Here is a 13,161-nt window from a genome sequence, read left to right as displayed (position 1 = left end):
GCCGGTGCTTCAGGTACGAAGCCGCCCGGCCCCCGCAAGGGTACGACGTAACACCGCTACCGCATACTCGCAGCTCGGCGCTTCACATCCGGAGCACGGTCTACTGGTCGCGGAACCGGACGATCTTGACGAAGTCGTCGGCGTCCAGGGCCGCTCCACCGACGAGGGCGCCGTCGATGTCGGGCTTCGCCATGATCTCGGCGACGTTCCCGGACTTCACCGAGCCGCCGTACTGGATACGGACGGCGTCGGCGACTTCCTGCGAGTACAGCTCGGCGAGCTTGCCGCGGATCGCCGCGCAGACCTCCTGGGCGTCGTCGGCGCCGCAGACCTTGCCGGTGCCGATGGCCCAGACGGGCTCGTACGCGATGACGATCGACTCGGCCTGATCGGCGGGGACGTCCTTGAGACCGCCCTCGACCTGGGTGAGCGTGTGCGTGACGTGGTCGCCCGCCTCGCGGACCTCCAGTTCCTCGCCGACACACAGGATCGGGGTGAGGCCGTGCCTGTGGGCGGCCTTCACCTTGGCGTTGACGATCTCGTCGGTCTCGGCGTGGTACTGGCGGCGCTCGGAGTGGCCGATCGCCACGTAGGTGCACTTGAGCTTGGCCAGCATCGAACCGGAGATCTCGCCGGTGTAGGCGCCGGAGTCGTGCGCCGAGAGGTCCTGGGCACCGTACTTGATCTTGAGCTTGTCGCCGTCGACCAGGGTCTGTACCGAGCGCAGATCCGTGAAGGGCGGCAGGACCGCGACCTCACAGGCGTCGTAGTCCTTGTCGGCCAGGGCGAACGCGAGCTTCTGGACGTGGGCGATGGCCTCAAGGTGGTTGAGGTTCATCTTCCAGTTGCCCGCCATCAGCGGCGTGCGAGTGGTCATGCGGGGTCAGTCCTCCAGTGCGGCGAGACCGGGCAGCGTCTTGCCCTCAAGGTATTCGAGGGAGGCACCGCCACCGGTCGAGATGTGGCCGAATGCGTTTTCGTCGAAGCCCAGGATGCGGACGGCCGCGGCGGAGTCGCCACCGCCGACGACAGTGAAGGCCTGTGAGTCGAGCAGGGCCTGGGCGACCGCCTTGGTGCCCGCGGCGTAGTCGGGGTGCTCGAAGACGCCCATCGGGCCGTTCCAGAAGACGGTGGCCGCGTCGGCGAGCTTCGAGGCGTACAGGGCGCCGGTCTCCGGGCCGATGTCCAGACCCATCCGGTCGGCCGGGATGGCGTCCGCGGCGACGGTGGACGGGTCGGACGGCGCCTTGGTCTTCAGGTCGGGGAAACCGGCCGCGACCACGACGTCGACGGGCACGACCAGCTCGACGCCGTTCTTCTCGGCGCGCTCGACGTACTCCTTGACGGTCGGCAGCTGGTCGTCCTGGACCAGGGAGGCACCGATCTCGTACCCCTTGGCCTTGAGGAAGGTGAAGGCCATGCCGCCGCCGATGAGCAGCCGGTCGGCCTTGCCGAGCAGCTCGTCGATGACGGCGAGCTTGTCGGAGACCTTGGAGCCGCCGAGGGCGACCACGTAGGGGCGCTCGACGTCCTCGGTGAGCTTCTTCAGGACGCCGACCTCGGTGGCGATGAGGTAGCCGGCGTAGTGCGGCAGCCGGGCCGGGAGGTCGAAGACGGAGGCGTGCTTGCGGTGCACGGCGCCGAAACCGTCGCCCACGTAGACATCGGCCAGGGCGGCCAGCCGGTCGGCGAACTCGCCGCGCTCGGTGTCGTCCTTGGACGTCTCGCCGGCGTTGAAGCGGAGGTTCTCGATGACCGCGACCTGGCCGGGCTGCAGCCCGTTCACGGCGTCGTGGGCGGCGGGGCCGATGGTGTCCTGGGCGAACGCGACGGGCGCGTCCAGGAGTTCACCGAGCCGCTCGGCGGCGGGCAGCAGCGAGAAGGCGGGGTCCGGGGTGCCCTTGGGGCGGCCCAGGTGCGAGGCGACGATCACCTTGGCGCCGGCCCCGGCGAGGGCCTTGACGGTCGGCAGGACGGCGCGGATGCGGCCGTCGTCGGTGATGAGGCCGTCGGCCAGCGGCACGTTCAGGTCGGCGCGCACGAAGACCCGCTTGCCGTCGACCCCTTCGGAGAGAAGTTCGTCGATCGTCTTCATAAGTGGACTCCTAGGAAGGACTCTTTGGTCCGAGAGCTCTTGTGTCCGAGAGAGGGCTGATCGCTCAGCACGTGCCACAGGGCCCGGGGTGCGCGGCGGTGCGCTGCCCGGGCCCTGTGCTCACACGAGGTGCCTTGCTTCTTGGACCTAGAGCTGTTCGCCGACGAAGACCGTGAGGTCGACGAGGCGGTTGGAGTAGCCCCACTCGTTGTCGTACCAGCCGAGGATCTTCACCGTGTTGCCCTCCTGGACCATGGTCAGGGAGGAGTCGAAGGTGCAGGAGGCCGGGTCGCCGACGATGTCGGAGGAGACGATCGGGTCCTCGGTGTAGGTCAGGAAACCCTTGAGGTCGCCGTCGTCGGAGGCCTTCTTGAACGCGGCGTTGACCTCGTCCTTGGTGACCTCGCGCTGCAGCGTCACGACCAGGTCGGTCGCGGAGCCGGTCGGGACCGGGACGCGCATCGCGATGCCGTCGAGCTTGCCCTTGAGCTGCGGGAGGACCAGCGCGGTGGCCTTGGCGGCACCCGTGGTGGTCGGGATGATGTTCTCGGCTGCGGCGCGGGCGCGGCGCAGGTCCGAGTGCGGGAAGTCCAGGATCCGCTGGTCGTTCGTGTACGCGTGGACCGTCGTCATCAGGCCCTTGACGATGCCGAAGTTCTCGTCGAGAACCTTGGCCATCGGCGCCACACAGTTGGTGGTGCAGGAGGCGTTCGAGATGACGTGGTGGTTGGCCGCGTCGTACTTGTCCTGGTTGACGCCCATCACGATGGTGATGTCCTCGTCCTTGGCCGGAGCCGAGATGAGGACCTTCTTGGCGCCGCCCGCGATGTGCTTCTCGGCGTCGGCCTTCTTGGTGAAGATGCCGGTCGACTCGATGACGATGTCGACGCCGAGGTCGCCCCACGGGATGTCGGCGGGGTTGCGCTCCGACAGCACCTTGATGGTGCGCCCGTCGACGGTGATCGTGTCGGCGGTGTGCGACACCTCGGCCTTGAGACGGCCCAGAATGGTGTCGTACTTGAGCAGATGCGCGGTGGTCGCGGTGTCACCCAGGTCGTTGACAGCCACGATCTCGATGTCTGCACCCTGCTCCAGCAGCGCGCGGAAGTAGTTACGACCGATGCGGCCAAAGCCGTTGATGCCTACGCGGATCGTCACGAACCGATCTCCTCGTTAGGTACGCCGGCTGTTGACGCCGGCGAGTTGTATGGGATGTCCCCGACCGCCTACGACCCTACCTCCCTGAGGCTCCCGGGGTGACATCGAGATACCCCATACACGGCAGGGCGGTCCGTACCCGCCAGTAGGGGTACGGACCGCCCCTGGGATCGTCCCCGGAGTCGCCTCCGGAGTCGTCCCCGGGATCGATGCCCTTTCGGGCCGTGTCAGCCGCCCAGGGCGGCCAGTGCCTTGCCCAGCAGGGCGTTGCGGTCTGCCGCCGCGGTGACGTGCTCCAGGCCGAAGCCGAACAGCACGGTGTCACGGGTGGTGACCGCGCCGTACGTCTTGAAGAGCTCGCCGGACAGGCCCCAGTCCTGGACGACCGCGGGGCTGCCCGCGGGCGGCCCGGGGACCTTCCAGGCGCCGAGGGAGGTCTCGAAGCCCTCGGTCTCGCCCGCCGTGCCGCCGATCACGACGGAGGCGTTGTCGGCGAGGACCCCGTGCCCGCCGGAACCGGGGTCGGTGATGTAGCTCAGCGACACCTCGACGGTCTTCCCGGCGTACGCGGACAGGTCGAACTCGACCTGCTGCCAGCCCGCGGAGGCCCCGGTGAAGCTGTTCCAGGAGCCGCTCGTGCCGCTCGGCGTGCACCCGGTCGCACTCCGGGTCAGATAACGCGTGAGCGCGGGGTGCCCCTGGATGAAGAACCCGGCCTCGCACTCGGCGGGAACGGCGGTGCTGGTGGCACCGCCCTTGTCCGGGAGCGTGGTCCAGTCGTCGGCCCCGGCCGTGTGCGCCTCAAGCACCGCGTGGTCGTAGCCCTCCTCGGTGTCCCACAGGAGCTGGGTGCGCAGGGCGGGCGCGTCGGCCGCGCTCACGCCGGTGAGGTCGATGGTGCGGGTGAGGCGGTTCCAGGCGTAGTCGGTGTGCGTGACGGCCGCCATGGACGCGCCCTCGTACGGCCCGTACGGGTTGACGGTGCCCGGATACGCGCCGGCTCCCGCACTCGCGAACTGCGGGAACTTCTCGACGGGCAGGGTGTCCGAGGTGACGCTGTAGGCGCCCGCCGCGTTCAGCGGGTTGCCGGGCGTGTCGCCGAGCGGTCCCCCGGCGCCCGCGAGCTTGCCCGAGCCGGTGAAGGCCGTGGCGCCCGGAGTCGTCGTACGGGAGTAGGCGCCCAGGTAGTACTGGCTGAAGTCGTTCGTCAGGGCGCCCGGCAGCGCGACCTGGCCGCCCGCCTGCTCGCCCGCCTCGATCAGCTTGCCGCCCTCGTTGAGGTAGGCGCGCAGCTGGAGCTGGGTGAGGTGTCCGGGCCGGTCGGCGCCGGTGTAGTGGACGACGGTCCGGAAGTGGCTCAGGATCCCGAGCGCGTCGGGCGCGCCCTGGGTGGTGACGTCCCAGACGACGGCCTTGCGGCCGTTGGCCTTCAGCGCGTCGACGTAGGTCTGTGCCTTGGTCGCCGCCACGCCCTCCTCGGCGACCACCAGCGTGTCGGCGCGCGGCCGTTCGGCGACCGTGTACGTGAAGTGCGTGCTGGAGGTGGGCTTTCCGGCGCGGGTCTCGCCGGTGAACCAGACCTCGACCTTGTCGCCCGGCGCACCGTCCTTCACCTTCGCGCGGTACTCGTCGAAGTAGAGGTTGTCCTCGCCGCCGTAGGTCTCGCCGCCCTTCCAGGCCTTGAGGTCCTGGTCCTTCGTACGGCCGTTGTTGACGCGGTACTTCAGTTCCTTGTCGCGTACGGACCTACGGGCGACCACGGAGATCTCCTGGTCGGCGCCGCGGGAGTACGAGGTCGCGAAGGGGGCCGGGGTGAAGTCGGGGGCGTCGATGCCGACCGAGGACTTCGGCTGGTCGGGCTTGGCCGCCGACTCGGCGACGGAGAGCGCGAACGGGATGTTCTTGACGAACTCCTCCTGGATCAGCTTCTCGTCGTCCGGGAAGGTGAAGACCGACGCGCAGTCCGCGGCGTTCCAGGGGTCGTCCGGGTAGAGGTTCGAGATGGTCTGGCAGGTCGACATCTCGGGGGTGAACATCGCCGTGCCGTTGACGTTGGACGCGTGTCCGTCGGCCTCGCCGTTGGTCGTGTAGAGCTCGGAGGAGACCTGCGGGCGGTAGCCGGGGATCGCCGAGTTCTCGGGGGTTCCGGCGAGTGACTTGTAGAGCACGTCGTCGGGGCTCGGGGTCGCCACCTGCCAGCCGACTCCGTAGAGGAGCAGTTCGGCGGCGGAGTGGTAGTTGATGCCGTACTCGAAGCCGATGCGCTTCTCGAAGGCGTCGATCGCCTTGGTCTCGGGCTCGGAGCCGGCGCTCGCGCCGCGGTAGGTCTGGCTCGTCGGGTACGGGGACGAGCCCTCGTCGTCGTAGCCCCACTTGTAGGCGAAGTTCCGGTTGAGGTCGACGCCGTCGCCGACCGTCAGAGCCCCGTCGCCATTGACGTCACGAAGGTTCTTCCGCCACTGACGGTCACCCTCGGGCTTGAACGTCCAGTCGTAACCGTCCGGGTTGGCGGACAGCACGAACCACAGCTCGGTGGAGTCCACGAGCTTGGTGACGCGCTGGTCCTTGCCGTAGTTGTCCAGGTAGTAGTGCAGCAGGCGCCGGGTCATCTCGGGCGTGATCCACTCACGGGCGTGCTGGTTGGACATGTACAGCGTGGACGGCTTGGCGCCGTCCTTGGTCTTCTTGGCGCCCTTGGTGAGCTTGACGGCCAGGATGTCCTGACCCTGGAGGGTCTTGCCGATGGAGACGACCTTCGTCAGGTTCGGGTTCTGCTGCCCCGTCCTGACGATCTCCTCCTTGAGGTTGCCCGCGCCGCTGTAGGGCCGGAAGACGCCGTCCCCCGCGGCCGCCACGCGCGCCTGCGCCTTGGCCGAGAGCTTGTGCTCGGCGAGGTCGACGCCCTTGTCCTCCAGCTGATCGGCCTGCTTGTCGGTGAGGTAGACCTCGACCGTGGCCGTGCCCTTCTGCGGTACGCGTTCGCCCAGCTCGTGGCCGTCCTGGCCCGCCGCGAGGAGCAGGGGTACCTGTTCCTTCGTGACGTCCGCGCGGAACACCTTGACCTCGTCCACGCTCGGGTCCGGCGCGGCGCCGGGTTCTGCCTGTGCCATGGGTGCGACGGTCACTCCGCCGAGCAGGAGTGCGCCGGCAGCGAGGATCGATCTCGCTCTTCGTCTCATGAGCCCCCCTTGCAGTAGTCCGCCACTGCGGCGAACAGATGCCAGGCTCATGACAGTTCATGGTCAAGTCAAGGGGTGTCACCGCCGGTGAGTTGAGGCCACGGCTAGGCCAAATGGGCTTGTGAGGGGGGTGAGGTGCCGGGGGGCGCGTGGGTTGTCCGGTACGCGCCGGACGTGGTTGCCCGCGCAGTTCCTCGCGCCCCTGGGTGGGTCGGGGATCGCCCGGAATGCCACGTGCGGGCCGCACTGGATTGCCCGCGCCGTTCCCCGCGCCCCTGGGTGAGTGGGGGTGCGGTCTTCGGTTGGGTGCGGGGGCTTGCTGATCGACTCGGACCCCGGCCCACCCAGGGGCGCGGGGAACGGCGCAGTCTCTTAGGGGCGCGGGGAACGGCGCAATCTTTTGGGGGCGCGGGGAACGGCGCAGTGCGTCAGGGGCGCGGGGAACGGCGCGATCAGCCCCACCGACCGGCACGGACCCACGAACCCGCCCCCACTCCCCCGCGGCCGCGGACCGGCACCGGAGAGCCGCCCGAAGCCGCCCGGAGCCGGACAGGCACCCCCTCAGCCCACCAGGTTGTCGGCCATCTCCTCGCTGAGCGTGGACTCCGTACCCGGGATACCAAGGTCCTGCGCCCGCTTGTCGGCCATCGCGAGGAGCCGCCGAATACGGCCCGCCACGGCGTCCTTGGTCAGGGGCGGCTCGGCGAGCGCACCCAACTCCTCCAGGGAGGCCTGCTTGTGCTCCATCCGCAGGCGCCCGGCGGCAGCGAGATGCTCGGGAACCTCGTCCGCGAGGATCTCCAGCGCCCGCTGCACCCGCGCCCCCGCGGCAACCGCGGCCCGAGCCGACCGCCGCAGATTCGCGTCGTCGAAGTTGGCGAGACGATTCGCCGTGGCGCGAACCTCCCGCCGCATCCGCCGCTCCTCCCACGCCAGCACGGACTCGTGCGCCCCGAGCCGCGTCAGCAGCGCCCCGATGGCGTCCCCGTCACGCACGACGACCCGGTCCACCCCGCGCACCTCACGGGCCTTCGCGGCGATCGACAGACGGCGGGCCGCACCGACCAGCGCGAGCGCGGCCTCCGGTCCCGGGCAGGTCACCTCCAGCGAGGAGGAACGGCCGGGCTCGGTGAGCGAGCCGTGGGCCAGGAAGGCCCCGCGCCAGGCCGCCTCGGCGTCACAGGTGGCCCCCGAGACCACCTGTGGCGGGAGACCCCGGATCGGGCGCCCACGGCCGTCCACGAGGCCGGTCTGACGGGCCAGCTGATCACCGCCCGCGACCACCCGTACGACGTAACGGGAGCCGCGGCGCAGTCCGCCGGGCGCCATCACGATCAGTTCGGAACTGTGGCCGAAAATCTCAAGAATGTCCCGCTTCAGCCGTCGCGCCGCCATCGCGGTGTCCAGCTCCGCCTCGATCACGATCCGGCCGCTCACCAGGTGAAGGCCGCCCGCGAACCGCAGGATGGCGGAGACCTCCGCCTTTCTGCAGCAGGTCCGGGTGACGGGAAGCCGGGAGATCTCGTCCTTCACCGCTGCCGTCATCGCCATGGGCCGATCCTTCCATGCATCCGAAAAATACGGTCGTACGCGGCGGCCAACAGCTCCGGATCGTGCCTCGGAGTCCCGTCGGTCCTGGCCACCGGCGCCAGCTCGACCGCCGCGCCGAACCGCTTGGCGGCGTCGGCGAGTGATGCGCGGTCGGGCACGGCGGCCTCGTCGGCCAACACCACGTCCAGGGCGAGTTTAGGGGCGTGTCGTCCCAAAACCTCCAAATGACGCTGCGGTGAGAAGCCTTCTGTTTCTCCGGGTTGCGGAGCGAGGTTCAGCGGAAGGATCCGGCGCGCCTTCGTCTCGGTGAGGGCGTCGAGCAGTTCGGGCACGAGGAGATGCGGGATCACGGAGGAGAACCAGGAGCCGGGACCGAGGACCACCCAGTCCGCGTCGAGGACCGCGGCGACGGCCTCGGGGACCGCCGGCGGGTCGTGCGGCACGAGGTGCACGGACTGCACCTCACCAGGGGTGAGCGCCACGGTCGCCTGTCCCCGCACGGTGTCGACGTCCTCGGGCCGGTCCGGGTCGTGGCCCTTGACCAGCGCCTGGAGCTCCAGCGGTACGGCGGACATGGGCAGCACCCGGCCGTGCGCGCCCAGCAGCCTGCCGACCAGGTCGAGAGCCTGGACGTGGTCGCCGAGCTGCTCCCACAGGGCGACGATCAGCAGATTGCCGACGGCGTGCTCGTGCAGTTCGCCCTGGGACTGGAAGCGGTGCTGGATGACACGGGCCCACGTCTGGCCCCATTCGTCGTCGCCGCACAGCGCCGCCAGGGCCTTGCGCAGGTCACCGGGCGGAAGCACGCCCAGCTCGTCGCGCAGCCGGCCGCTGGAGCCGCCGTCGTCCGCGACCGTGACGACGGCGGTGAGGTCACCGGTGATGCGGCGCAGGGCGGTGAGCGAGGCGGACAGGCCCATGCCCCCGCCGAGCGCGACGACCTTGGGCTGGGCGCCGCGGCGGCGGGGCTTGGCGCCGCGGGCCTCGACGGGCTTGGCGCCCCGGGCGTCGGCGGGTCTGCCGCCGCGCCCGTCGGTACCGCGCCCGTCGACGCCGACCCGCCGCAGCCGGTCCAGCCGCAGAGAGCGCCTCGTCATTCGCGGCCCATGTCCCGGTGGACGACGACCGTCTCCACTCCTTCTGACACCAGGCGGGCGGCGAGCTTCTCCGACATGGCGACGGAGCGGTGCTTGCCGCCGGTGCAGCCGACGGCGATGGTCACGTAACGCTTGCCCTCCCGGCGGTAGCCCGTCCGGATGAGCTGCAGCAGCTCGGCGTACCGGTCCAGGAACTCCTTGGCGCCGGGCTGGTTGAAGACGTACGCGGCGACCTCCTCGTTGAGGCCGGTGTACTGGCGCAGCTCCGGGACCCAGTGCGGGTTGGGCAGGAACCGCATGTCCACGACCAGGTCGGCATCGACCGGCAGGCCGTACTTGAAGCCGAAGGACATGACGGTGGCCCGCAGCTCGGGCTCCTCCTCGCCGGCGAACTGGGCGTCCATCTTGGCGCGCAGTTCGTGCACGTTCAGGCTGGAGGTGTCGATCACCAGGTCGGCGTCGCCGCGCAGCTCACGCAGCAGTTCGCGCTCGGCGGCGATCCCGTCGACGATGCGGCCGTCACCCTGGAGGGGGTGCGGCCGGCGCACGCCCTCGAAGCGGCGGACCAGGGCGTCGTCCGAGGACTCCAGGAAGACGATCCGCCGGGTGACGTGCTTGGTCTCCAGGTCGGCGAGGGACTCGCGCAGGTTGTCGAAGAAGCGGCGGCCCCGGACGTCGACGACGACCGCGATCCTCGCCACGTTCCCCTGCGAGCGGGCGCCGAGCTCCACCATGGTGGGGATCAACGCGGGCGGGAGGTTGTCGACGACGAACCAGCCCAGGTCCTCCAGACACTTGGCGGCGGTGGACCGGCCCGCGCCCGACATCCCGGAGATGATCACCAGCTCCGGAATGGCCGCCTCGGCAACGCCTGCCTTCTCGATGGTCGTGCCCGTGTTCACTTCCGCTCCGTCTTTCTGTTCCGCCCCGTCGGCCGTGTCGACCGCCGCCGGCTGTCGCGGACGATTTTCGCGTGCTTCCTTGTGCGGTGCCCCGGTTTCAGCTGTGTGCGGTTCCCCGGCTGTGGCCGCGTGCGGTGCTTCGGCGTCCGGCGTGCGTGACGCCACCGGTTCTTCCTGCTCGTGCTCGGTCATCTCTCCTGCCCCCGTCGCTCGTCCGAGGCGCCCGCGGACACGGGCTCCTCTGCGACACCCGCCGTCGTTTCGGGTGCCGCGTCCTCCACGTGATCCTCGTCTTCCATGATCTCTCCGGTGGCGGTGTTCACGGCGGGAGCCGCCGGGGCCGCCTGGGCGAGGGCCACGGCGATCGACTCGGCCGTCTTGCGGCCTATGCCGGGAACCTCGCAGATCTGGTCGATTGTCGCGGATCGCAGCTTCTTCACCGAACCGAAATGCTTGATCAATGCCTGCTTGCGTGTCTCACCGAGGCCCGGCACGTCGTCGAGCGGGCTCGCCTTGAAGCGCCGGGCCCGCTTGGTGCGCTGGTAGGTGATCGCGAAGCGGTGCGCCTCGTCGCGCACACGCTGAAGAAGATAGAGCCCTTCACTGGTACGTGGCAGTACCACCGGGTCGTCGTCGCCGGGCAGCCAGACCTCTTCGAGGCGCTTGGCGAGGCCGCAGACGGCGATGTCGTCGATGCCCAGCTCGTCCAGGGCCCGCTGGGCGGCGGCGACCTGCGGCTTGCCGCCGTCGACGACGACCAGCTGCGGCGGGTACGCGAAACGCTTGGGCCGCCCGTCCTCCTCGGTGAGAGCGGCCTCGGTGTCGGCCCACTCGCCGGTCTTCTCCTTCTCGCCGAGGTAGCGCCTGAAGCGGCGGGTGATCACCTCGTGCATGGAGCGGACGTCGTCCTGGCCCTCGAAGCCCTTGATCTGGAAGCGGCGGTACTCGCTCTTGCGCGCCAGTCCGTCCTCGAAGACGACCATCGACGCCACGACGTCGTCGCCCTGGAGGTGCGAGATGTCGTAGCACTCGACCCGCAGGGGCGCGCTGTCCAGGTCCAGGGCCTCGGCGATCTCCTCCAGCGCGCGGGAGCGGGTCGTCAGGTCGGAGGCGCGCCTGGTCTTGTGGAGAGCGAGCGAGTGGAGGGCATTGCGCTCGACCGTCTCCATGAGGGCCTTCTTGTCGCCGCGCTGCGGGATGCGCAGCGACACGTTCGACCCGCGCCGCTCGGTCAGCCACTCCTGGACGGGCCCCACGGGGTCGGGCAGCGCCGGGACGAGCACCTCCTTCGGTACGGAGTCGCCGGTCTCCTCCCCGTACAGCTGCTGGAGCGCGTGCTCGACCAGGCCTGCCGTGGTGACCGCCTCGACCTTGTCGGTGACCCAGCCGCGCTGGCCGCGCACCCGGCCGCCGCGTACGTGGAAGATCTGCACGGCGGCTTCCAGCTCGTCCTCGGCGAGGGCGATCAGGTCGGCGTCCGTCGCGTCGGCGAGCACGACGGCGCTCTTCTCCATGGCCTTCTTGAGGGCCCCGATGTCGTCGCGCAGACGGCCGGCGCGCTCGTACTCCATGTCCTCGGCGGCGTCCGTCATCTGCCGCTCCAGACGGCGGATGTACGTGCCCGTGCGGCCGGTCATGAAGTCGCTGAACTCCTCGGCGAGTTCACGGTGCTCCTCGGGCGTGACGCGCCCGACGCAGGGGGCGGAGCACTTGCCGATGTAGCCGAGCAGACAGGGGCGGCCCGTCCGCTCGGCGTTCCTGAACACGCCCGCGGAGCACGTCCGTACGGGGAAGACGCGCAGCAGCAGGTCCACCGTGTCGCGGATCGCCCACGCGTGTCCGTAGGGGCCGAAGTAGCGCACGCCCTTCTTCTTCTGGCCGCGCATCACCTGCACGCGCGGGAACTGCTCGTTCATGGTGACCGCGAGGTAGGGATAGCTCTTGTCGTCGCGGTACTTGACGTTGAACCGGGGGTCGTACTCCTTGATCCAGGAGTACTCCAGCTGGAGTGCCTCGACCTCCGTGGTCACCACGGTCCACTCCACCGACGCGGCCGTGGTGACCATCGTGCGCGTACGCGGGTGGAGGTTGGAGAGGTCCTGGAAGTAGCTGGCCAGGCGCTGGCGCAGGCTCTTCGCCTTCCCGACGTAGATCACCCGGCGGTGCTCGTCGCGGAATCTGTAGACCCCTGGCGAGTCGGGGATCTGTCCCGGCTTGGGGCGGTAGCTGGAGGGGTCGGCCATGTCTCCCACCCTACTGGCGGGGTGTGACAGCGTGACGGCCCGCCGGTCTCCGGCCGGGCCCGGTCCCGGCCGCTCCGGACCACGATCCGGCCAGGTCCGGCCCCCCGTCCCCACCCTGCCCGCATGGGAGCGGTCCGCACAGCGCCTCCGGAAGGAGGATCGCGTGGGCGCCCGGCGGTGATCGTCCGCGACCACCGGGAGCGGCGGCTTCCGGAGGGCTCGGAAGTGCGCCGCGGCCGGCCGGGGGCCGTCCCGCGCGGGCGGGCGGCGTGCGGGTGACCGACCGCGTCCACGGCGCTTTCCGGCCGCTCGACCGGCCGATACGGCACCCGCCTGGGACACGCCTCGGCGGCCCCCGCCCAACACCCCTTCCGACGTGGACGGTTACGGCCCGCCGGAGGTGGGCAATTGTGGTTGACCGGAACCTGTTTCGGGGGCTGGCCGTGACGACACGAAGACAATTCGGGGCAATGCTCGTACCAGTGCAGATGCAGGTGGACCGGGCGCCCCGGACAAAGGCGTCAGGTCGATGACCGAAGGGCTGCGGAAGATGCGACAGACACGGATCGAGAAGACACGACGGTCGGTCCGGGTCCGCCCGTACCAGGACGAGGAGCAGTACGGCGACAGCCTGCTGTCCGGCCTCGACCCCCGCGACCCCGACATCGTCCGCGCCAAACGCCTGCGGTCGACGCGGCAGGGCGCGGACCCCCGCCCCTGATCCGGGCGGTCACCTCACCGTTCGTACAGCGCGAAGGCAGCCCGGAGCGCACGCGTGTCATCGGGTCCAGGACTCTTGTCCGCCGGACCTCCACCGCCCGCGCTCCGGGCCGTCGCATGTCCGGGCGGGAGTCACCGCCCGCCCGATGAAGACACCACCCGCCCGGCCTTGAGCCACCGCTCGGCCCGGCGCGGCCTCCCCACCCGTACCCGCCG

9 protein-coding genes are annotated in these 13,161 nt (G+C 70.1%); 1 reads left to right on the top strand and 8 read right to left on the bottom strand.

The features are described from left to right. Positions 1–100 precede the first annotated feature (100 nt). The 8 genes from tpiA to uvrC all read right to left on the bottom strand — a co-directional run bounded on the left by tpiA (position 101) and on the right by uvrC (position 12,225). On the bottom strand, positions 101–877 hold the full coding sequence (gene tpiA / locus OHS59_RS33320; protein WP_328497059.1) for a triose-phosphate isomerase: 777 nt from the start codon (positions 875–877) through the stop codon (positions 101–103). A gap of 6 nt (positions 878–883) precedes the next feature. Beyond that, positions 884–2,095: a phosphoglycerate kinase gene (locus OHS59_RS33315; RefSeq protein ID WP_328497058.1), complete on the bottom strand. Its 1,212-nt coding sequence runs from the start codon at positions 2,093–2,095 to the stop codon at positions 884–886. 147 nt (positions 2,096–2,242) lie between these two features. Continuing rightward, entirely contained in the window at positions 2,243–3,253 is a 1,011-nt protein-coding gene (gene gap / locus OHS59_RS33310; protein WP_328497057.1) for a type I glyceraldehyde-3-phosphate dehydrogenase, read from the bottom strand. A 227-nt stretch (positions 3,254–3,480) separates the two neighbouring features. Continuing rightward, positions 3,481–6,432 carry a M14 family metallopeptidase gene (locus OHS59_RS33305; protein WP_328497056.1) on the bottom strand — a complete coding sequence of 984 codons (2,952 nt, stop codon included), beginning with the start codon at positions 6,430–6,432 and terminating at the stop codon, positions 3,481–3,483. A gap of 561 nt (positions 6,433–6,993) precedes the next feature. Beyond that, positions 6,994–7,983: a DNA-binding protein WhiA gene (whiA, locus tag OHS59_RS33300; protein WP_107017634.1), complete on the bottom strand. Its 990-nt coding sequence runs from the start codon at positions 7,981–7,983 to the stop codon at positions 6,994–6,996. After that, on the bottom strand, positions 7,974–9,080 hold the full coding sequence (locus tag OHS59_RS33295) for a gluconeogenesis factor YvcK family protein (RefSeq protein ID WP_328497055.1): 1,107 nt from the start codon (positions 9,078–9,080) through the stop codon (positions 7,974–7,976). Before OHS59_RS33295 ends, whiA begins: the two co-directional genes overlap by 10 nt. Then, positions 9,077–10,174, bottom strand: coding sequence for an RNase adapter RapZ (rapZ, locus tag OHS59_RS33290; protein WP_328497054.1), 1,098 nt, complete (start codon positions 10,172–10,174; stop codon positions 9,077–9,079). The genes OHS59_RS33295 and rapZ overlap by 4 nt, the downstream gene beginning before the upstream one ends. Next, positions 10,171–12,225, bottom strand: a complete 2,055-nt coding sequence (gene uvrC, locus OHS59_RS33285; protein ID WP_328497053.1) for an excinuclease ABC subunit UvrC — start codon at positions 12,223–12,225, stop codon at positions 10,171–10,173. The genes rapZ and uvrC overlap by 4 nt, the downstream gene beginning before the upstream one ends. 550 nt (positions 12,226–12,775) lie before the next feature. Between uvrC and OHS59_RS33280 the strand changes: the two genes are divergently transcribed. Then, complete coding sequence (locus OHS59_RS33280; RefSeq protein WP_328497052.1) at positions 12,776–12,946, top strand: hypothetical protein; 171 nt, start codon at positions 12,776–12,778, stop codon at positions 12,944–12,946. Positions 12,947–13,161: the final 215 nt, after the last annotated feature.

The sequence above is a fragment of the Streptomyces sp. NBC_00414 genome (assembly GCF_036038375.1).
In the GTDB taxonomy this organism is placed as follows: Bacteria; Actinomycetota; Actinomycetes; order Streptomycetales; family Streptomycetaceae; genus Streptomyces.
This window is presented reverse-complemented; position numbering and strand designations above follow the sequence as displayed.